This is a genomic window from Leeuwenhoekiella palythoae, assembly GCF_020310025.1.
In the GTDB taxonomy this organism is placed as follows: domain Bacteria; phylum Bacteroidota; class Bacteroidia; order Flavobacteriales; family Flavobacteriaceae; genus Leeuwenhoekiella; species Leeuwenhoekiella palythoae.
In genome coordinates this window covers 2,620,867-2,639,289 of the sequence record NZ_CP084318.1, presented here as the reverse complement: position 1 = coordinate 2,639,289, position 18,423 = coordinate 2,620,867, and the positions used below count along the sequence as shown (strand labels likewise).

The following is an 18,423-nucleotide window of genomic DNA, read 5'->3' as shown; positions in this document are numbered from 1 at the left end:
AATTAAAACAGGTTTCTACCCTATAATTCTTCAATACGTCGTTTCTCTTCTAAAGCCTGCTCAAAATCAGGTTTATCAGCCAAGGCGAGGTTAATGTAATGCGTTGCACGGGTTTTATCTCCCAGGTTTTTGTAGATCTGTGCCATCCTAAAATGCGCCCAACTTACCGGAACCCCATCTTTAACCGAATGGTTTTTTATGTATTGTTTTAAGCTTGCCAATCCCAGTTCAGGTTCCATATCAAACTCAGCTGCAATCTTACCTATTTGATAATTGATCTGGTTACGCTTATGTAATTTCAAGCTTGAAGCCGCATTATCAATCGCTTTCTGAGGTTGATTTTTTTTCTCGTATAAATTGGTTAGTTTCTCATAGGTGGTAGGTGAACCGCCTACTTCAATTGCCTTTTTATATAAAGCTTCGGCTTCTTGCATCTCATCCTGATATTCGGCCACATACCCTCTTGCCAAATACCCATCAACCGGAGAAATAGTTTGAAGTTCCATCGCATAGGCTTCGGCTTTTTTGTTGCTTCCGCCCACGATGCCAGGCAACTGCAAATACAGTTCTACCAGCGCCCACCTAGTTTCTATATGTTTCGGGTCTAATTCTGCCGCTTTTGTAAAATGTTCTTTGATATCATCAATGTACGTCAGTGCACGAAGTTTACTGATATTTAGCGCTTTCATCCCTAAAGCACCACCAAATTTAAAGTGGTAACTAGCACTTGACGGTTGCTCTTCTACTAAAGGCTCGTAATAAGCAATTGCAGTATCCCAATCTTCTGCATAAGCCGCTATATCGCCTAAATATTCCCGGGTTTTAGCGTGTTTAGGATGCGCTTTTAAGTAGGCTGAAAAGAGTGGCTTAGCGTGCTCAAACTTTTCTGCCTTGAAATACGCTTCTGCCTTTTCATAATCAGCCTGCTGACCAAAAACCGAAGCAGTAAACAAGAGTGCAATTAAAAACTTCAAATGCATAAGTGGTTGTTTTTGCCAAATCTAAACAAAAAGCAGGCCACTATTAAAATGATTTTTTAATGATGTTAATAAAGAATTCAAAGGGTAACAGCTTGTCAAAAGGTAGTTTATTCCTCCGGAGGAAATTTTTCAAAAATCTTTTGAGCAATTTTTGTGTAATGAGTCACGCGTTCTTGAGGATTCGTGCTCACTTTTATATTGCTATCACTTACCGCTTGCCACACCAAAATATCTTTTTGCGCATCAACAAGATCCAAGGTTATGGTTTGATGGTTTTTATTACCGCCTAGCGGAATACCCGCTCCAACGCTTACCCCACCACCATAGCTTCCTCCGCCAATACCAACCCCAACCGAGTTACGCTGAACGTCTTCATACTCTTCTGCAATAATATTGATTAACACATCCGGAGTTTGAGATTTTGTAAATCCTTTGGCCTGCATTACCGCATCGGTAGCATCCATAAGTCGTTTTAAATCAAGCTGACTCAGGCCGCTATCCATTTCCGGCATAAAATTATAGGTTTGATATTGAGAAAAATCTATTTGCTCGTCATAGTCATAATCAACACGGGTGCTTCCACAGGAAATTGCTACCACCGCTAGTACGAGAATAAAAAAATGCTTCATCTTGTCTTTTGTTTTAAAAATAGACAATACGAAGCATCTTCTTAGTCAATAAAATCCTAAAACCGCAACTACTCTTCTACCGCAGGACGGTTGAGCATAGCCCACAAGCGATCTTTAAGTTGTGTAAGACCTTGCTGCGCTACTGACGATATAAACATATATTCAATAGGCAGATTTTTATCTAATTCTGCTTTGAGCTCAGCTTTGAGTTCAGCATCAAGCATATCGCTCTTTGTGATGGCAATTAGCCGATCTTTATCTAAAAGTTGCGGATTGTATTTCTCTAATTCGTGTAATAAGATCTGATACTGTTCTGTAATATCCGGAGCATCTGCCGGAATCATAAACAGCAAAGTCGAATTACGCTCAATGTGTCTAAGAAAACGATATCCTAACCCTTTTCCTTCTGCTGCACCTTCAATAATCCCCGGAATATCAGCGATTACAAAAGTTTGAAAATCCCGATACTGAACGATTCCTAAATTGGGTTTTAACGTCGTAAACTCATAATTGGCAATTTTAGGCTTTGCCGCAGTGATTACTGAAAGTAGAGTTGATTTTCCTGCATTAGGAAAGCCTACCAATCCCACATCTGCAAGCACCTTTAACTCCAAAGTCACATCAACTTCCTGCCCGTCAATTCCGGGTTGTGCATAGCGCGGAGTTTGATTGGTTGATGTTTTAAAATGTGAGTTTCCCAGACCGCCCATTCCGCCTTCGGCGATGATGAACTCCTGATCTTCTTCTGTGATCTCTTTTAAAATCTCTTGCGTTTCGGTGTCACGTATGACGGTCCCTAGTGGCACTTCAATATAAACATCTTCACCATCAGCTCCCGTACTGGTTTGCTTACCGCCATTTTCGCCGTGACCGGCCTTAATATGACGCTTGAATTTTAAGTGCAGTAGCGTCCATAGATTAGGGTTAGCGCGTGCGATAATATGACCTCCGCGACCACCATCACCTCCATCAGGCCCACCTTTTGCTACAAACTTTTCGCGTCGCAAATGCGCCGACCCAGCACCGCCCTTCCCAGAGCTCACGTGCATTTTTACATAATCAACAAAATTCCCTTCGGTCATCTTCTATTCTGTTTCTTTTAAAATACAAAAATAAACCGCTCTTGACAAAAGCGGTTTACTCTCAACACATTGGTTTATACAGCTTACAACGCATCAATAACGCTGCTTAGGCGTGTGGTGATTTCTTTGATCTCACCCACTCCATCAACGCCAAAATACTTATCCTGTTTTTGATAATAGCCTTTTAAAATTGCCGTCTCATCATAATATACTTTGATACGGTTGCGAATTACAGCCTCATCTGCATCGTCCTTTCTGCCGGAAGTTTTTCCACGTTCTAAAAGACGTTTCACCAAGATCTCATCATCAACTTCAAGAGCGATCATCGCAGCAACCTCAGTACCTTTTTCAGCAAGAAGTTTATCTAATGCTTCAGCCTGTGCTGTAGTACGAGGAAAACCATCAAAAATAAATCCGTTTGCATCTGGAGTTTTATCTACTGTAGCGCTTAACATATCAATTGTAACAGAATCTGGTACTAACTGACCTTTGTCTATATACGACTTTGCCAAGGTACCCAATTCGGTTGCGTTTTTAATATTATATCTAAACACATCTCCCGTTGAAATATGAACCAGATTATATTTTTCTTTTAAAAAAGAGGCTTGTGTACCCTTACCAGCTCCCGGAGGGCCAAACAATACCAGATTTGTCATTTTTGTGGTTTTTAGTTTATATATAGCATTGAGGTTACGCCCCAATCCGTTGTAGTCCAGACCGTATCCCACGATAAAATCATTAGGGATTTCCAGACCTACATAATGTATTTTATATTCTTTAGTATACGCCGCTGGTTTATAAAATAAGCTGGCGATGCGATATTTATTCACACCCGCGTTAACCATCATTTGGGTGATTTTTTCGATAGTATTCCCACTGTCTACAATATCTTCAATGATCACCACCTCTCGTTCTTCAAGATCAGCCTCTAATGGAATATGCGTCTGCACCTGACCGGTACTCGAGGTACCATCATACGAACTCATTTTAATAAATTCGATCTCACAATCACCATCAAATCTGCTCAACAATTCGGTTGCAAACTTATAAGCGCCGTTGAGCACCACAAGAAAAACCGGCTCTTTGCCTTTAAAATCAAGATTAATTTGCTCCGCTACCCTATCTATCGCCTGAAGTAATTTTTCCTCAGAAATATACTCCTCAAATTGAAGTCCGTTTAATGAAATCATGATTCGCTTGATGGTCGTTAGTGTCAGGCGGCAAAGATACATATTGTTCACGAATATCGCTTTGAGCCTTATTCAATTAGAATAGCTCGTGTAATCAAATTTTTAGCCTGAAGTATTTCGGGCGTTGCTTCGGCTTTCTCTGTGTAAAAAGTTACTTTTGTAGGACTAATTTTTTGCAGTAAAAAAGACCTAGAATTAATGACCTCATATTTTTCTTCAGATTTTAAACTCGCCATTTTAGGTGGCGGTCAATTGGGCAAAATGTTGCTTTATGAAACCCGCAAATTTGATATTCAAACCCTGGTTTTAGACCCTAATCCTGAAGCGCCTTCGCGGTTAGCCGCTAATTTTTTTCAGCAAGGTGATCTGATGGATTATGATACGGTGTATCAATTTGGAAAAAGAGCTGACATCGTAACTTTTGAGATCGAAGCAGTAAATGTAGATGCTCTTGAACAACTAGAAGCTGAAGGAATAACTGTGTATCCCAGCCCTAAAACGCTGAGAAAAATTCAGGATAAAGGGGTGCAAAAAGATTTTTACACCGAAAAAAATATCCCTACTGCACCGTATAAGAAATACCCTAATCTTGCTGATCTCAAGCTTGCGCTGACGGCCAATCAAAGTAGTTTTCCTTTTGTTTGGAAAAGCACCCAAGGCGGTTATGACGGTAAAGGAGTGCAGGTCGTTCGCTCACAAGAAGATCTTGAAAAATTGATAGACACGCCGTGCATCGCCGAAAGAATGATTCCTTTTAAGAACGAATTGGCAGTCATTGTTGTGCGCTCTCCTAAAGGCGAAGTAAAAACCTATCCTGTCGTAGAAATGGAATTTCATCCGGAGGCCAATCAAGTTGAATACGTGATCTGCCCTGGGCGCATTGATGATAAAGTCGCGACTAAAGCCCGCGAAGTTGCTACCCAAGTTTCAGAAGCCTTTGAGCACGTAGGACTTTTAGCAGTTGAAATGTTTCAGACCGAAGATGATGAAATTCTGGTTAATGAAGTGGCACCGCGCCCGCACAACAGCGGTCATTACAGTATTGAAGGCAGTTATACCAACCAGTTTGAACAACACCTGCGTGCAATTTTAAACCTTCCGTTAGGTGAAACCGAAAGTAAAATTGGAGCAGTAATGGTAAATCTTGTAGGTGCAGAAGGTCATACCGGAGATGTATATTATGAGAAAATCGAAGATATTATGGCGCTCAAAGGCGTAACACCTCACATTTACGGAAAACGGGAGACCAGACCGTTTAGAAAAATGGGGCACGTAACCATTGTTAATAGTGACTTGAGCGAAGCACGTAACATCGCCGAACAAGTTAAAAACGCTATTAGGGTCATCACCAAATAAATTCTGAACTTCAACAAAACAAATTCAATTAAAAGCACACAAGCGGAATAAAAAAACAAGTATGGTAGGAATAATCATGGGAAGCACCAGCGATATGCCGGTGATGCAAGCAGCGATAGATGTTCTTGAACAATTGGGAATCAAAACTGAAGTTGATATTGTTTCAGCACACCGCACTCCAGACAAATTGTTTGATTACGGAAAAAATGCTCACGAGCGTGGAATTCAGGTAATCATTGCCGGTGCCGGTGGCGCCGCACATTTACCAGGAATGATCGCATCTTTATCTCCGCTTCCGGTGATTGGTGTACCTGTAAAATCACGCAACTCTATTGACGGGTGGGATTCTGTGCTCTCTATTTTACAGATGCCGGGCGGTGTTCCTGTGGCAACTGTAGCCCTTGACGGTGCGCAAAATGCAGGCATTCTAGCCGCTCAAATTCTTGGCGCATCAGATGAGGCCGTTCGCAATCGCATCGTTGACTTTAAAACTGGGTTAAAAGAGAAGGTAATAAAAGGCGCTGCTTCGATCAAAAAGTAAACTTTTTTACTGCAAACCAACAGGAAGTATATGCCACTAAAAAGAGCCGTTAAAAACGGCTCTCAAGAAATGTATCAGGTAAATTAAAGTATTTATTAACCATTCTAAATATTATTAATCAAACCTTTCCTACATATCTAAATCAATATTTTATGGCTTAGCAAATTTACCTTAAAGTAACTATAATTTTCGCTAAAGGTATCATAATACTAGCTAAAATACATATAACCTAAAAAAGACTATAGAAAATTGAAAAATTCTGAAAATATACTACTTCAAAGTTTTGATATCGCACCTTTTGATGCGATACAAAATGAAGACTATAAGCCTGCGATTGAAGCAGCTATCACTCAAGCCCGACAAGAAATTGACTTCATCACAAACAATCCAGAGCCGGCAACTTTTGAAAATACGATTGCCGCATTGGACTATGCCGGATATCAATTAGACCGAGTTACGAGCATTTTTTTTAACCTCAACAGCGCCGAAACTAACGAGACGATTCAAAAAACAGCACAAGAGGTTTCTCCGCTACTATCAGAATTTTCTAATGATATTACGCTTAACGAAGCCTTGTTTAAACGTGTAAAAAATGTTTATGATTCCCGAGAGTCTCTTGAGCTTACAAGAGAAGAAGAAGTTTTATTAGACAAACGCTATAAAGGCTTTTCTCGCAACGGTGCTAATTTAGCTGAAGATAAAAAAGAGCGTTTACGTGAGATTGATACCGAATTGTCTAGGCTTTCATTGACCTTTGGTGAAAATATTCTTGCGGAAACAAACAAGTTTGAGCTTCATCTTACCGATGAAGCAGATCTTGCCGGTCTGCCCGAAAGTACCAAAGAAGCAGCCGCACAAACCGCTGAAGAAAAAGGTAAAGAAGGCTGGGTGTTTACGCTTGAATACCCAAGCTATATTCCGTTTATGAAGTATGCTGAAAACCGCGAATTGCGTAAAAAAATGGCGATAGCCTTTGGCGCAAAAGGTTTTCATAATGACGAACTAGACAATCAGGAGAACGTGCTTAAAATTGTTAAGCTACGTCAGGAGCGTGCTAATCTTCTGGGGTATAAAACGCACGCACACTTTGTACTTGAAGAGCGTATGGCCAAAAGCCCTGAAAATGTAGAGCTTTTTTTACAGGATTTACTCGAGAAAGCTAAACCTGCGGCTGAACGTGAATTTACGCAACTTGCCAACTTCGCTAAGAAACGCGATGGCATTGAAGAACTTCAAAAATGGGACAGCGCTTTTTATTCTGAAAAATTAAAGCAAGAACTTTTCGAATTGGATGACGAGCAATTGAAGCCGTATTTCAAGTTAGAGAATGTTATTGACGGTGTTTTCACCATAGCCCAGAAATTATACAAGCTGCGTTTTGTTGAAGTACAAGACATTCCTAAGTATCACAAAGACGTAAAGACCTATCAGGTTTTTGATGACCAGGATAATTTCATCGCCATCTTTTATGCTGATTTTCATCCGCGTGCCGGGAAACGAGCCGGAGCTTGGATGACGCAATACAAAGGGCAGTTTAAAAAAGACGGTGTGAATGAACGACCACACGTTTCTAATGTGTGTAACTTTACAAAGCCAACCGCCTCAAAACCGTCTTTGTTAACCTTTAATGAGGTTACTACGTTGTTTCACGAGTTTGGCCACGGACTCCACGGAATGCTGGCGAACACCACCTATCCTAGCCTGTCTGGACCATCTGTTTACTGGGATTTTGTTGAATTACCAAGTCAAGTTTTAGAGAACTGGTGTTACGAGCCTGAGGCTTTAGAACTATTTGCCAAGCATTACGAGACCGGAGAAACCATCCCGATGGTTTTGATCGACAAGATCAAAAAAGCAGCCAACTTTCAAGAAGGGATGCAAACGCTTCGCCAGTTGAGTTTTGGCATTTTAGATATGTCTTGGCACGGTGCAGACCCTAGCGGAATAACCGACGTAAAAGCGCATGAAAAAGCGGCTTTTGAAAACACCAAACTCTACCCGGATGTTGCCGAGAACTGTATGAGTGTTTCATTCTCTCACATTTTTCAAGGTGGATATTCTAGCGGATACTACTCCTACAAATGGGCAGAGGTCTTGGATGCTGATGCTTTTGCTTACTTTAAAGAAAACGGTATTTTTAATGCTGAAGTCGCACAAAAATTTAAAGATCACGTACTCTCTCAAGGAGGCACCGAAGACCCTATGGTTTTATACAAGCGCTTCCGCGGAAAAGAACCTAATCCTGAAGCACTTTTAAAAAGAGCCGGATTGATTAAATAGAAAAGCTTAAGCCTCATCACTTGATGAGGCTTTTTTATTTATTCTTTTCCTCGATCCATTTACTCATAAACTTAGAAGCTTGAAGCGATTGATGCCAAAGCATTGCGCCTGTAAAATTTGAAAGGCGATGGGTTTCCAGATTGTCTTGTAAATCACCTAAGCGCTTTTTAAAAACAGAATTCCACGCTTCTTTAGAAAAGCGTTGATTTACAATGATTGCCCCATTGGCTTGCGCTTCTGCAAATTTATTCTTGTCCTTATATAATGCGATTGCAGCTTCTGCAAAGGCTTTAGGATCATCGACAACGCTTCCGTTAAAGTCTAGTTCGCCGTGCATTCCTTCTGCACCTACGCTTGTCGTTACTGCAGGTGTTCCGCATTGCATTGCGTCCAGTAATTTTCCTTTTAATCCTGCTCCAGTAAGTAAAGGCGCGAGTAACACCCGAGCCTCTTCAATAACTTCGTGTGCGCTTTCGGCTCTGCCCAAAACATAAAAATGCTCTTTAGGATTGTGCAACTGCGTATGCTTTTCTGCGGGATACGAACCGTAAACACGCATTTCGGCATCCGGTAACTGCTTACGAATGAGCGGCCAGATTTCCGTTTTTAAATACCGCACCGAAAGCCAATTCGGTTCGTGTCTAAAATTCCCGATCGTCACAAAATGCTTCCGCGTCTCAAAAGATTTCCAGGCCTGCTGCTCTTCCGAGGTAATTGGTGCAACCATAAACGGCAAGTACAACAATTGCGCTTCGGGCACTTTAAAAAACTCCTGCAGCAACTGCATTTCAGCTTCCGAAATAATTAACGAGAGATCACAACGATAGATACTGGCGAGCTCGCGCTTTGCGTAATCGGTATGCAAATGCCTTTCAGAAAAGGCTTCATTTGCTTTTAGAGCAGCCTCTCTCCCCTTTCTCAAACCGTGCAAGTCTATCGTTTCTAAAACACGTAGCGCACCCGGACACTGCTCTTTTACCCGCCAACCGAATTGCTCTTCGATCACGAACTTGTCAAACAACACCAGATCGGGATTGAGTTCTTTGATAAAGACATCAAATGAAGCGTTGTTCAATTGAATATTGTGCGTTTGTACACCTAGCTCCTCCAAGTCTTCAGCGTAAGGCGTTTTACCGGCTGCGCAAGCAAAACTCACAGCATACCCCTGTGCTTGCAAGCTCTCGAGCAGTTGCATAATGCGCGTTCCCGCCGCAGACGAAACCGGCTCCGGCCAAACATTACCTATAATCAATGCGTTCATAGCGCAAAGATAGTTTTACTACAGCAGTAAACAACCTCACTGCAAGCCCTTGAGGTGTTTGTTGCAAACTGGCTACAAATTTTGAATCAAGCCTTTAGAAATTATACCTATTGTCGGTGCCAATAAAATAAGTTTCAATAATTACTGAAACTTTAAAATATTTAATTATATTTGAGTATGGAATTCAATGAAGCAAAAGCACAATTTTTACAAACTTGGGGCGCATTAGGGTCTCAATGGGGCATTAATAAAACCATGGCGCAAATTCATGCATTATTAATGATCTCTCCAGATTCGCTTTCTATGGAAGATGTGATGGAAGAGTTGCAGATCTCTCGTGGTAATGCCAGTATGAACCTGCGCGGACTTATTGACTGGGGCATTGTATATAAAGAATACAAACCCGGTGAGCGTCGGGAGTATTTTAAAGCTGATCAGGATGTAGATTCGCTGGCGCGCAAGATTGCTGTGGAACGCAGCAAACGGGAGATCAAACCGGCACTTCGCGTTCTAGAAGGCGTAAAAAACTTTGACGAAACCGATGAAAGTCCGGAAGCTTTAAAGTTTAAAATGAAAACGCAAGAGCTCCACGATTTTGTGAATAAAGCAGATACAATGCTTGAAAAAATCGTCAACCAAAAAGAAAACTGGATCACCAAAACTATCATGAAGCTGATGACCTAGCTTAAGCTTAGGTTTCTAAGGAATAAATTCAGGCTGAGAGGAATTTTCCAGAAACACTCATAATTAAAAATTTCAATATTTTCTGAAAGTTTAAAAATAAAGATATGAATACACTCTACTATTTTATTATTACAGGAGGAATTGGTCAAATTTTCACTGCGTTGATTTATCCATACATCAGACATCGGGTTTTTGACTGGTATAACGATGTTAAACAGCTTAAACCTCTAAACCAAGAGATTGCAAGAACTTACGGTCATTACATTCAAGGGCTAAATTTTTCTTTTGGCTTGATTGCTATTCTAATTCCAAGGCATTTAGCCAACGGAAGTGTCTTAGCACTTGCGCTTACGTTGCTTATTGCAGCATATTGGGTAGGTAAAGTTGCCACTCAAATCGCATACTATCCAATGTATGACATTCCTAAAAATCCAATCTTTAAAATAGGAAGTTACGGTATGAATACACTTTTTGTATTCTTTGCGACGCTTTACACTGCTCTTTGCGCTTTCAATCTTTATCAATTGCTCTAAACCAAAAAAGCGCCACTCGTTATGAATGGCGCTTTTTATTTTAAGTTTCAGAAGACTAAGCTTCTTCCATATACTCTTCAATTGGAGCACAGGTACAGATTAGGTTTCGGTCCCCGTAAGCATCATCTACTCTACGTACAGAAGGCCAGAATTTGTTATCTGCAACATACTCCAGCGGATAAGCTGCTTGCTGGCGCGTATACGGTAAATCCCAAGTTTCAGCAGTCAACATATGCATCGTGTGCGGTGCATTTTTAAGCACGTTATTATCATTATCTGCAGTTGCCTGATCGATCTCTTTTCTAATACTGATCATTGCATCACAAAAACGATCTAACTCCTGCTTGCTTTCACTCTCTGTAGGCTCGATCATCATTGTTCCTGCAACCGGGAAAGATACCGTAGGCGAATGAAAACCGTAATCAATTAAACGCTTAGCGATATCAACCACCTCGATCCCATTATCTTTAAATGGACGACAATCGATGATCATCTCGTGAGCCGCACGTCCTTTTTCACCAGAATACAATACTTCAAAAGCACCTTTTAAACGCTCTTTGATATAGTTGGCATTTAGAATGGCAGCTTCCGTAGATTGTTTCAGCCCATCTGCGCCTAGCATTTTGATGTAGGCATAACTGATCAAACATACTAAAGAAGATCCCCAAGGTGCTGCGGAAATAGCAGAAATTGCCTGTTCGCCTCCAGTCTTGATCACCGGGTTCGTTGGTAAAAACGGAACCAGCTGCTCTGCCACACAAATAGGTCCTACGCCTGGTCCTCCACCACCGTGAGGAATTGCAAAGGTTTTATGCAAGTTAAGGTGACAAACATCGGCACCAATTTTACCTGGATTGGTCAAACCAACCTGCGCATTCATATTGGCACCATCCATATACACCTGACCACCGTTCTCGTGAATGACCGAAGTAATTTCTTGAATCGCGCTCTCATAAACTCCGTGCGTTGATGGATAGGTCACCATCAAGGCAGCAAGGTTATCTTTATATTTCTCAGCTTTATCACGAAGATCCTCAACGTCGATGTTTCCTGCTTCTGTAGCTTTAGTAACTACTACCTGCATCCCGGCCATTACGGCACTTGCAGGGTTTGTCCCGTGAGCAGAAGATGGAATTAAGCAAATATTTCTATGATGATCATTTCTACTTTCGTGGTAGGCTTTAATCACCATCAATCCGGCATATTCTCCTTGCGCTCCGGAATTAGGCTGAAGACTTGTTCCCGCAAAACCGGTAATTTCGGTTAATTGATCTTCTAATTTTTTAAGAACCGTTTGATATCCTTCGGCTTGTTCTACGGGTACAAACGGGTGAATTCCGCCCCAGCGTGCATCACTTAGCGGAAGCATTTCGGCGGCAGCATTCAGCTTCATCGTACACGATCCTAACGAGATCATACTGTGATTTAACGAAAGATCTTTACGCTCTAAACGCTTGATGTAACGCATCAACTCCGTTTCAGAATGATAGCTGTTAAACACCTCGTTGGTCATAAATTCTGTTTTACGACCTAAAGCTTCCGGGATCGTGATCTCGTCAACCAAAGCTTCTAAATGCGTAAATTCTTTACCTAAAGCTTCAGCAAAAACGGAAATAACTTTATTAAGATCAGAAAGGCTTGTCGCTTCGTTTACCGCGATTGAAACAGTTTCAGCATCCGGATAGTAAAAGTTGATCTCGTTTGCTTCTGCATACTTGCGCACTGTAGCCGCATCTGTTTTTACACGAATGGTGTCAAAATAAGCAGTATTCAATTGATACAACCCTAAACTTTCTAACGCATCGGCAAGTGTCGCTGCAGTACGCTGAATTTTGGTCGCGATGTATTCAAGACCTTTTGGTCCGTGATACACGCCATACATTCCCGCCATTACCGCAAGAAGCACTTGAGCTGTACAAATGTTTGAAGTCGCTTTATCGCGCTTGATATGTTGCTCACGGGTTTGAAGCGCCATACGTAACGCACGGTCTCCATTGCGATCTTTGGTCACCCCAATGATACGCCCCGGAATATTTCTTTTAAATTCTTCACGTGTCGCGAAATAAGCAGCGTGTGGCCCACCATATCCTAACGGAATTCCAAAGCGCTGGGTAGTACCCACTACAACATCTGCTCCTAAATGCCCTGGTGATTCTAAAAGCACCAAACTCATTATATCTGCTGCAACAGCAACTTTAATGTCTGCTTCTTTCGCTTTAGCAATAAATCCGGCATAGTCGTGAACTTCCCCTGATGCTGAAGGGTATTGCAATAAAGCTCCAAAGAAATCTGAACTAAAGTCAAATTCTTGCGGATTTCCTATAACCAACTCTACACCTACCGGAAGCGCTCGTGTTTCTAATACAGATAAGGTTTGTGGCAATACTTCTTTATCAACAAAGAATTTAACCACATCGTTTTTCTTTTGAGCTCGGCTGCGAACTGCTGCGAGAAGCGTCATCGCCTCTGCCGCTGCGGTAGACTCATCAAGTAATGAGGCATTAGCAAGTTCCATCCCGGTTAGATCGCTAATCATCGTCTGGAAGTTCAATAAAGCTTCAAGACGACCTTGAGCGATCTCCGCTTGATACGGCGTATAAGCTGTGTACCAACCCGGATTCTCTAAAATATTACGCTGAATAACCGCAGGGATTTTAGACTCGTGGTATCCTAAACCAATGTAGGTTTTAAACAGTTTGTTTTTATTTGCCAAAGCATTGATGTGCGTGGCATACTCATACTCACTAAGCGCCGGCTCCAGATCAAGGGCTTTTTTCAATTTAATTCCATCAGGTAAGGTCTCATAGATCAATTGATCTATAGTTTCTGCCCCGATCGCTTTTAACATCTCCTCTTTCTCCTCAGGTCTTGGACCAATGTGTCTTAGTGAAAAAACATCTGTTCTCATATGCAATTTATGTGTGTTTAGAATGGCGCAAAAGTACAATTTCAGATATATATTTTCATCGATATACCTCCTACTTTTTTAACCACTTAAAGCACTTATTAACAGTTGCTGTATCTTTACCTGATGAAATCTCTCAAAGGCCTTTTTGATTTTTATATCAACAGCAGTATACACGTGGCCTTTGCTGTGCTAGCGCTTGCATTGATTACCGAAAAACAACTGGATCTTGAACTAGATCTCTACTTCAATCTCTTTATTTTTTTAGGAACCATTACCGGCTATAATTTTGTGAAATACGCTGCTCTCGCCGGTCTGCATCACAGAAACCTCACCGATAGGCTTAAAATGATACAGACGTTTTCATTTATATGCTTTATCGGCTTAGTGTATGTGGCTTATCAATTTACGGTTAGCTTTTGGATTTCCTGTATTCCTTTGGCTTTGCTCACTGTTCTTTATGCAATTCCTTTTTTACCGCATAAAACCAACTTAAGAAAAGTGCCCTCGATTAAAATATTTATCATCGCCGCAGTCTGGGCCGGGGTAACGGTATATTTACCGGTCGCTTATAATGTTACTAATTTTTCTACCGAATTTTATCTCGAAATCGCCCAACGTTTTATGCTGGTACTCGCTTTAATTATTCCATTTGAAATACGCGATCTAACCTACGACTCTAACGCGTTGGGAACGCTTCCGCAAGTATTAGGCATAAAAAAAACCAAGCTAATTGGTTTATCAATGGTTTTGGGATGTATATTTCTTGAAGTATTTAAAGCCAATGCATTAAGCACTTATGCTATTCTATTTCTTACAGCTTTAGCGATCATTAGATCCAGCAGTAAGCAGCCTCATTATTATGCATCTTTTGCAGTGGAAGGAATCCCTATTCTTTGGGGAATTTTTATTCTGGCGTTTTAGCTAGTTCACGCTCTAGTTCTTCACGAATGCGCTTCTTACACTCAGGAGTCATATGCTTGCACTTAGAGTCTTTTAGCAGATGGGTAAGCTTGGCGTTACGCTCAGAATACTTAACGCATTTTGAACATATAGATCGGTGCAATTTTACGCTTAGCTTCTCCACAAAAGAGATCTCTTCATATTGACCTCTATCACAAATTTGTCTAGCCTCCTTACAATTAATAAATAGTTTCATGCTTTATAACCAGTTTTCTTCTAAGCAACTCGCCAGTGCTGTACGGGCTCTGTGAATGATCACCCACAAGTTAGACGGCGTAATATCAAATTCTTTACAAATAGTTTCAGTATCCTGCCCTTCGATGGTTTTTTTTCTAAAAATAGCCGCCTGTTTCTCAGGCAACTTCCCTAAGCAGGCATAGATCGCCACGCCCAGCTCAGTATTTTCTAGTTCATCTTCAGCAGTACGATCAAAAGGGTCAGCAACGCGCTCTTCAAGCCAGTCACCACCTTCCTCATCATCGGCGTAATTCATACGCACTTCGGCTTTTCCTTTTTTTGAATTTATCTTGCGATAATAGTCAATTATTTTTCGTTTTAAAATAGAAATCAGCCACGTACGCTCGCTGGCTTCTCCTTTAAAATTTTTCATTGACTTCAATCCCGCCAAAAAGGTTTCAGAAATTATATCTTCGGCCACCTCCTTATCGTTCACCTTTACAATCGTGTAATTGTAGAGGTAATCAGAATATTTATCCACCCATTTTTGGGGATCGAGTTGGTGGTCTGCCATAATTGGTAAGTCAGTTATAGAACAAGCCGCAAATTTACGTAATTCTCAACAGTAGGCTAAAAGTAAAATTATTTTCGTCAATAGTAACATAAGAAAGCCTTATATCCATCTAAGAAAACTACCTCAGGGCAAGCCTCAGAGTATTACACCCTTTGGCGGCGCCAATAAATCAACCTAATCTGTTACATTTGCTGCTTTATCAAGTAAACTAAAAACCGGTGTACGAAAAAACTTTTCCCAATAAACGCTACGCAATTACCGCGCGCTTCTTAAATGAAGTGCTGCCCAAAGAAGCAAAAATTCTAGATTTGGGAGTTGAAAATCCTTTTTCTGAAATTATGAAGACTGAAGGATATTCGGTTCAAAACACCTCTGGAGAAGATCTGGATCTTGACACCACAGCTGTAAAAAACACCACTGTAGATGCGGTCACAGCCTTTGAAATCTTTGAACACCTGCTAGCGCCTTTTAACGTTTTAAAGGACATTGAAGCCGATAAGCTTGTGGCGAGTATTCCGCTTAAATTGTGGTTTTCACCTGCTTACCAAAGTAAAACTGACGCTTGGGATCGTCATTATCATGAGTTTGAAGATTGGCAGTTTGACTGGCTTTTAGAGAAATCAGGTTGGGAAATCAAAAAGCGGGAAAAATTCACGCATCCGGTAAAGAAAATAGGTTTTAGACCTTTACTTCGACTTTTTACCCCGCGCTATTACCTTATTTACGCAGAGCGAAAATGAAACTAGTAATCATCATACCGGCGTATAACGAGGCTGCACTAATCGGCAAAACCTTAGACTCGCTTCTGGCGCAACGTTTTTCGGCAGAAAAAATAGTTATTGTTGATGATGGAAGCACCGATGAAACTCCCAACGTCGTTATGAAGTATGCCGAAAAGAATCCTTCCATTCAACTGATACAGAAATCTTCTGAAGCTGCACATTTGCCCGGAAGCAAAGTCGTGCAGGCATTTAATTACGGTTTGGAGCGTTTAGATGCTGATTATGACATTTTGTGCAAATTCGATGCAGATTTGATTTTTCCTGAAAACTATTTAGAAACCGTCGTTAAGTCTTTTCAACAAAATCAAAATTTGGGGATGTACGGTGGTTTTTGCTATGTAGAACGCAACGGCTCTTGGGAACTCGAAAACCTCACCAATAAAGATCACATACGCGGCGCGCTTAAAAGTTACAGAAAAGCGTGTTTTGAAGCCATTGGCGGACTCAAAACAGCGATGGGCTGGGATACTTTAGACGAATTACTGGCGCAATATCACGGCTGGGCAGTTGACACCAATGAAGCGCTGCACGTAAAACACCTAAAACCTACCGGACACACGTATTCAGCAAAAGCAAAATATAAGCAAGGCGAGGCCTTCTACGGGATGCGCTACGGGCTTGCGCTAACTGCAATCGCTTCAGGTAAATTGGCGTTTAGAAAGAAAAGCTTCAAGCTCTTTAGAGACTACCTCAACGGCTATTTTAAGGCACAAAAAAAACACCTTCCGTTTTTGGTTACCCAAGAAGAAGGTGCTTTTATACGAAAACTCCGCTGGAGTAAAATCAAGCAGAAATTATTCTAAAACCTCACTGATCACCGTTCCGGTGGTGCCATTAGGATCTTGAATTCCTAAAAGTGCAGCAACCGTAGGAGCGATGTCGGTAATTACCGTTTGCTCAAATGTATGACCGTTTTTAATTCCGTTTCCGTAGAATAACAGAGGCACGTGGGTGTCATAACTGTACGGTGTTCCGTGAGAAGAACCTGTAGGACCGCCGGTTAAATAGCCCGGATCTAGAATAAAAAACACATCGCCACTACGCTCTTGATCAAAACCTTTTTGAACCAACGCAGCCACGCCGCTATCGTAAGAACCTTGCTCCATCTGAGCGCGCGTATACACCTTGCTGATGTTTTTATGCTGAAGCGCAAAATGCTTTATATCTTTTTGCAAAGCTTCTGCGTCGATGCTTTCATCAGCTAGCACGGTATATCTAAAAAACACCTGATCGTTAGAAATATCTTCGATTAAATCATCTCTCCCATATTTCTGTTGAATGAACGTCTCTAGCTCATTTCTAAAACTGCGTATATCAAAATAGCCTGAAGGAATTTTTTTATCACTTAAAAAAGAAGGAACGTGAACCGCCGCGTGATCAGCAGTTAAAAACACGGAGTAGTTTCCTTTACCTACTTTTTTATCTAGTTCGCTAAGAAGTTTTGCGATCTCAAGATCCAGACGTACATAAGTATCTTCAACCTCTTTTGAATTTACTCCAAAATTGTGCCCTACATAATCAGTACAGCTATAGCTTACCGCAAGAAAATCGGTATCTGCATCCTGACCAAGATCTTCGCCCTCTAAAGCAGCAAGTGCAAAATCAGTGGTGATCGAGTTTCCGTAAGGGGTTGTTTTCAAAATACTATAACCTCCATTCTCTTTTCCTAATTTCTTCAAATCGTATGGAAAAGTCGCTGTTTCCTTTCCTCTAAAACCGCCTTCATAAGCATTAAGATCTTCACCACTTTCTACGTAGGTTTTAATTGGTTTATAGGTATCCCAATCCTTCATATAGGCTTTAGCCGGCTTTTTCTTATTAAAGTCTTTCACCCATTTTGGCAATTCATCCATATAGTAAGTGCTGGTGATAAACACGCCTTCGTCACCACCCTGAAACCAATAGGCGCCATTTGCGGTATGCCCTGCCGGAAGGATCGCACCACGATCTTTAATTGAGATCCCTATGGTTTTTCCGCGCATTTGAGTGTGCAATCTGTTCTGATCTGTGATGGTTGAAGTACGCATACGTCGTGGAGACATTTGACCCGGCCCTACAGCATCTGTGCCTACAGAAGCCACTGTAGTATCTTCGGCGCAGTACACATGTTTTTTCTCAAATTTATTATACCAATCGTTAGAAATTATCCCGTGATTTTGCGGAGTTGTTCCTGTGTAAATCGAAGTATGCCCGGGTGCCGTTTTGGTGGGCATATAATTATAGTGGTTGTTTCGGCAATCAAAGCCTTCATTCTGGAGGCGTTTAAAACCGTCTTCTCCATATTGATTTTCAAATCGTGTAAGATAGTCGTAGCGCATTTGGTCAACCACAATACCTACAACAAGTTTAGGTTTTTGTGAAGTTTTCTGACCAAAGGATACCGTACCAGTCAAGGCTATTAAACCAAGCGCCAGTGACTTTAAGGGTGATAAATTCATTCTATATTTTTTTTAGACACACAAAGCTAAAGCATAAGAGGCAAGATG

16 protein-coding genes are annotated in these 18,423 nt (G+C 41.1%); 8 read left to right on the top strand and 8 right to left on the bottom strand.

The window, feature by feature from the left end:
• Positions 1-20: 20 nt before the first annotated feature.
• The 4 genes from LDL79_RS11235 to LDL79_RS11220 all read right to left on the bottom strand — a co-directional run bounded on the left by LDL79_RS11235 (position 21) and on the right by LDL79_RS11220 (position 3,881).
• Positions 21-980: a tetratricopeptide repeat protein gene (locus LDL79_RS11235; protein ID WP_225597754.1), complete on the bottom strand. Its 960-nt coding sequence runs from the start codon at positions 978-980 to the stop codon at positions 21-23.
• A 107-nt stretch (positions 981-1,087) separates the two neighbouring features.
• Positions 1,088-1,609 (bottom strand): DUF4136 domain-containing protein, encoded by a 522-nt coding sequence (locus LDL79_RS11230; protein ID WP_225597753.1) that lies wholly within the window; start codon positions 1,607-1,609, stop codon positions 1,088-1,090.
• A 68-nt stretch (positions 1,610-1,677) separates the two neighbouring features.
• On the bottom strand, positions 1,678-2,691 hold the full coding sequence (gene obgE, locus LDL79_RS11225) for a GTPase ObgE (protein ID WP_167596254.1): 1,014 nt from the start codon (positions 2,689-2,691) through the stop codon (positions 1,678-1,680).
• 83 nt (positions 2,692-2,774) lie between these two features.
• Positions 2,775-3,881, bottom strand: coding sequence for an adenylate kinase (locus LDL79_RS11220; RefSeq protein WP_225597752.1), 1,107 nt, complete (start codon positions 3,879-3,881; stop codon positions 2,775-2,777).
• A 198-nt stretch (positions 3,882-4,079) separates the two neighbouring features.
• On the opposite strand from LDL79_RS11220, the gene LDL79_RS11215 reads away from it, so the two are divergent.
• The 3 genes from LDL79_RS11215 to LDL79_RS11205 all read left to right on the top strand — a co-directional run bounded on the left by LDL79_RS11215 (position 4,080) and on the right by LDL79_RS11205 (position 8,058).
• On the top strand, positions 4,080-5,237 hold the full coding sequence (locus tag LDL79_RS11215) for a 5-(carboxyamino)imidazole ribonucleotide synthase (RefSeq protein ID WP_225597751.1): 1,158 nt from the start codon (positions 4,080-4,082) through the stop codon (positions 5,235-5,237).
• 61 nt (positions 5,238-5,298) lie between these two features.
• The gene (purE, locus tag LDL79_RS11210) at positions 5,299-5,778 is read left to right on the top strand and encodes a 5-(carboxyamino)imidazole ribonucleotide mutase (RefSeq protein ID WP_225597750.1); all 480 of its coding nucleotides are present in this window, start codon (positions 5,299-5,301) and stop codon (positions 5,776-5,778) included.
• Between the two features lie 249 nt (positions 5,779-6,027).
• Positions 6,028-8,058 carry a M3 family metallopeptidase gene (locus LDL79_RS11205; protein ID WP_225597749.1) on the top strand — a complete coding sequence of 677 codons (2,031 nt, stop codon included), beginning with the start codon at positions 6,028-6,030 and terminating at the stop codon, positions 8,056-8,058.
• A 34-nt stretch (positions 8,059-8,092) separates the two neighbouring features.
• Here the strand turns inward: LDL79_RS11205 and LDL79_RS11200 are convergent, their stop codons facing one another.
• A complete protein-coding gene (locus tag LDL79_RS11200) occupies positions 8,093-9,319 on the bottom strand; it encodes a glycosyltransferase family 4 protein (protein ID WP_225597748.1) in 1,227 nt (408 codons plus the stop codon).
• A 177-nt stretch (positions 9,320-9,496) separates the two neighbouring features.
• On the opposite strand from LDL79_RS11200, the gene LDL79_RS11195 reads away from it, so the two are divergent.
• Both LDL79_RS11195 and LDL79_RS11190 read left to right on the top strand, forming a co-directional pair.
• Positions 9,497-10,003 (top strand): GbsR/MarR family transcriptional regulator, encoded by a 507-nt coding sequence (locus tag LDL79_RS11195; protein WP_009779150.1) that lies wholly within the window; start codon positions 9,497-9,499, stop codon positions 10,001-10,003.
• Positions 10,004-10,107: 104 nt separating this feature from the next.
• Entirely contained in the window at positions 10,108-10,536 is a 429-nt protein-coding gene (locus LDL79_RS11190; RefSeq protein WP_225597747.1) for a hypothetical protein, read from the top strand.
• A 55-nt stretch (positions 10,537-10,591) separates the two neighbouring features.
• Here LDL79_RS11190 and gcvP read toward each other — a convergent pair whose 3' ends face one another.
• A complete protein-coding gene (gcvP, locus tag LDL79_RS11185) occupies positions 10,592-13,444 on the bottom strand; it encodes an aminomethyl-transferring glycine dehydrogenase (protein WP_225597746.1) in 2,853 nt (950 codons plus the stop codon).
• Positions 13,445-13,567: 123 nt separating this feature from the next.
• Between gcvP and LDL79_RS11180 the strand changes: the two genes are divergently transcribed.
• Positions 13,568-14,365 carry a UbiA prenyltransferase family protein gene (locus LDL79_RS11180; protein WP_225597745.1) on the top strand — a complete coding sequence of 266 codons (798 nt, stop codon included), beginning with the start codon at positions 13,568-13,570 and terminating at the stop codon, positions 14,363-14,365.
• Positions 14,366-14,603: 238 nt separating this feature from the next.
• On the opposite strand, the gene LDL79_RS11175 is transcribed toward LDL79_RS11180, so the two are convergent.
• Positions 14,604-15,155, bottom strand: a complete 552-nt coding sequence (locus tag LDL79_RS11175) for a sigma-70 family RNA polymerase sigma factor (RefSeq protein ID WP_072984163.1) — start codon at positions 15,153-15,155, stop codon at positions 14,604-14,606.
• A 218-nt stretch (positions 15,156-15,373) separates the two neighbouring features.
• Between LDL79_RS11175 and LDL79_RS11170 the strand changes: the two genes are divergently transcribed.
• Complete coding sequence (locus LDL79_RS11170; RefSeq protein WP_225597744.1) at positions 15,374-15,895, top strand: class I SAM-dependent methyltransferase; 522 nt, start codon at positions 15,374-15,376, stop codon at positions 15,893-15,895.
• Complete coding sequence (locus LDL79_RS11165) at positions 15,892-16,740, top strand: glycosyltransferase family 2 protein (RefSeq protein ID WP_225597743.1); 849 nt, start codon at positions 15,892-15,894, stop codon at positions 16,738-16,740. Before LDL79_RS11170 ends, LDL79_RS11165 begins: the two co-directional genes overlap by 4 nt.
• Here the strand turns inward: LDL79_RS11165 and pafA are convergent.
• Positions 16,732-18,375 carry an alkaline phosphatase PafA gene (pafA, locus tag LDL79_RS11160; RefSeq protein ID WP_225597742.1) on the bottom strand — a complete coding sequence of 548 codons (1,644 nt, stop codon included), beginning with the start codon at positions 18,373-18,375 and terminating at the stop codon, positions 16,732-16,734. The two genes, LDL79_RS11165 and pafA, sit on opposite strands and share 9 nt — an antisense overlap.
• Positions 18,376-18,423: the final 48 nt, after the last annotated feature.

What these genes read in the sequence shown, in the direction of transcription:
- gcvP (WP_225597746.1), bottom strand. Translation starts at nt 13,444, where the DNA reads ATGAGAACAGATGTTTTTTCACTAAGACACATTGGTCCAAGACCTGAG.
- purE (WP_225597750.1), top strand. Translation starts at nt 5,299, where the DNA reads ATGGTAGGAATAATCATGGGAAGCACCAGCGATATGCCGGTGATGCAA.
- LDL79_RS11220 (WP_225597752.1), bottom strand. Translation starts at nt 3,881, where the DNA reads ATGATTTCATTAAACGGACTTCAATTTGAGGAGTATATTTCTGAGGAA.
- LDL79_RS11190 (WP_225597747.1), top strand. Translation starts at nt 10,108, where the DNA reads ATGAATACACTCTACTATTTTATTATTACAGGAGGAATTGGTCAAATT.
- LDL79_RS11175 (WP_072984163.1), bottom strand. Translation starts at nt 15,155, where the DNA reads ATGGCAGACCACCAACTCGATCCCCAAAAATGGGTGGATAAATATTCT.
- LDL79_RS11200 (WP_225597748.1), bottom strand. Translation starts at nt 9,319, where the DNA reads ATGAACGCATTGATTATAGGTAATGTTTGGCCGGAGCCGGTTTCGTCT.
- LDL79_RS11215 (WP_225597751.1), top strand. Translation starts at nt 4,080, where the DNA reads ATGACCTCATATTTTTCTTCAGATTTTAAACTCGCCATTTTAGGTGGC.
- LDL79_RS11195 (WP_009779150.1), top strand. Translation starts at nt 9,497, where the DNA reads ATGGAATTCAATGAAGCAAAAGCACAATTTTTACAAACTTGGGGCGCA.
- LDL79_RS11235 (WP_225597754.1), bottom strand. Translation starts at nt 980, where the DNA reads ATGCATTTGAAGTTTTTAATTGCACTCTTGTTTACTGCTTCGGTTTTT.
- LDL79_RS11230 (WP_225597753.1), bottom strand. Translation starts at nt 1,609, where the DNA reads ATGAAGCATTTTTTTATTCTCGTACTAGCGGTGGTAGCAATTTCCTGT.
- pafA (WP_225597742.1), bottom strand. Translation starts at nt 18,375, where the DNA reads ATGAATTTATCACCCTTAAAGTCACTGGCGCTTGGTTTAATAGCCTTG.
- LDL79_RS11165 (WP_225597743.1), top strand. Translation starts at nt 15,892, where the DNA reads ATGAAACTAGTAATCATCATACCGGCGTATAACGAGGCTGCACTAATC.
- obgE (WP_167596254.1), bottom strand. Translation starts at nt 2,691, where the DNA reads ATGACCGAAGGGAATTTTGTTGATTATGTAAAAATGCACGTGAGCTCT.
- LDL79_RS11180 (WP_225597745.1), top strand. Translation starts at nt 13,568, where the DNA reads ATGAAATCTCTCAAAGGCCTTTTTGATTTTTATATCAACAGCAGTATA.